Source organism: Streptomyces sp. WELS2 (assembly GCF_013870595.1).
Taxonomy (GTDB): domain Bacteria; phylum Actinomycetota; class Actinomycetes; order Streptomycetales; family Streptomycetaceae; genus Streptomyces.
On the sequence record NZ_JACBWZ010001250.1, the window covers coordinates 1 to 1343 of the forward strand.

The 1343-nt window shown below is 75.8% G+C and carries 2 protein-coding genes; one reads left to right on the forward strand and one right to left on the reverse strand.

Annotated elements, in window-relative coordinates; translation table 11 throughout:
* Positions 1–974, forward strand: a 974-nt coding sequence (locus H5J33_RS35450) for an FAD-dependent oxidoreductase (protein ID WP_181798747.1), incomplete at its 5' end; no start/stop codon positions are given.
* A 21-nt stretch (positions 975–995) separates the two neighbouring features.
* On the opposite strand, the gene H5J33_RS35455 is transcribed toward H5J33_RS35450, so the two are convergent.
* A partial coding sequence (locus H5J33_RS35455) for a peptide deformylase (protein ID WP_181798748.1) occupies positions 996–1343 on the reverse strand: 348 nt, incomplete at its 5' end.

A 1343-nucleotide genomic window follows, 5' to 3' on the forward strand; every position in this document is an offset into this window, starting at 1 on the left:
AGCTGCCCGAGCTGCCCGGACTCGCCGACGTCAGGCCGTGGACCAGCCGCGAGGCCACCAGCGCCAAGGCGGCCCCCGGGCGGCTCGTCGTCGTCGGCGGCGGGGTCGTCGCCACCGAGATGGCCACCGCCTGGCAGGCCCTCGGCTCCCGGGTCACCCTGCTGGTCCGCGGCAAGGGGCTGCTGAACCGGATGGAGCCGTTCGCCGGGGAACTGGTCGCCGAGGCCCTCACCGAGGCGGGCGCCGACATCCGCACCGGCACCTCCGTGGAGTCCGTCCGCCGCGAGAACGGCACCGTCGTGGCGGTCACCTCCGCCGGCGACCGGATCGAGGCCGACGAGATCCTCTTCGCCACCGGACGAGCCCCGCGCACCGACGACCTCGGCCTGGAGACCGTCGGCCTGGAGCCCGGCTCCTGGCCGGACACCGACGACAGCCTCCGCGTCACCGGCACCGACTGGCTGTACGCGGTCGGCGACGTCAACCACCGCGCCCTCCTCACCCACCAGGGCAAGTACCAGGCCCGCATCGCCGGCGCCGCGATCGCCGCCCGCGCCGCCGGCGACACCCTCCTGGAGGAGCCCTGGGGCGCCCACGCCGCGACGGCCGACCACCACGCCGTACCCCAGGTCGTCTTCACCGACCCCGAGGCCGCCGCCGTCGGCCTCTCCCTCGCCGAGGCCGAGCAGGCCGGGTACCGGGTGCGCGCCGTGGACGTCGAGTTCTCCTCCGTGGCGGGCGCCGGCCTGTACGGCGACGGCTACCGGGGCCGCGCCCGCATGGTCGTCGACCTCGAGGACGAGATCCTGCGCGGCGTCGCCTTCGTCGGCCCCGGCGTCGGCGAACTGATCCACTCGGCCACCATCGCGATCGCCGGCCGCGTCCCGGTCTCCCGCCTGTGGCACGCGGTCCCGTCCTACCCGACGCTGAGCGAGGTGTGGCTGCGGCTGCTGGAGGCGTACCGGGACAACTGACGGCGCCGGCCGGCCGCGCCGCTACGGCAGCCGGAAGCCCAGGGCCTCGGCTGCCGGGTGCGGGGTGGGATGCGACCACAGGGACGCCACCGCCTCGTTCGTCGACAGCGAGCGCGGCTCGGCGCGGTCCAGGTACAGCGTGCCGTCGAGGTGGTCCGTCTCGTGCTGGACGATCCGGGCCGGCCAGCCGGTGAACACCTCGTCCAGCGGACGGCCGCGCTCGTCCGCGCCACGCAGCCGCACCTCGGCGTGCCGGGCCACCACCGCCTGCCAGCCCGGCACGCTCAGACAGCCCTCGAAGAACGCCGCCCGCGCGGTGCCCACCGGCTCGTACACCGGGTTGACCAGCACCCGGAACGGCTGCGGGAC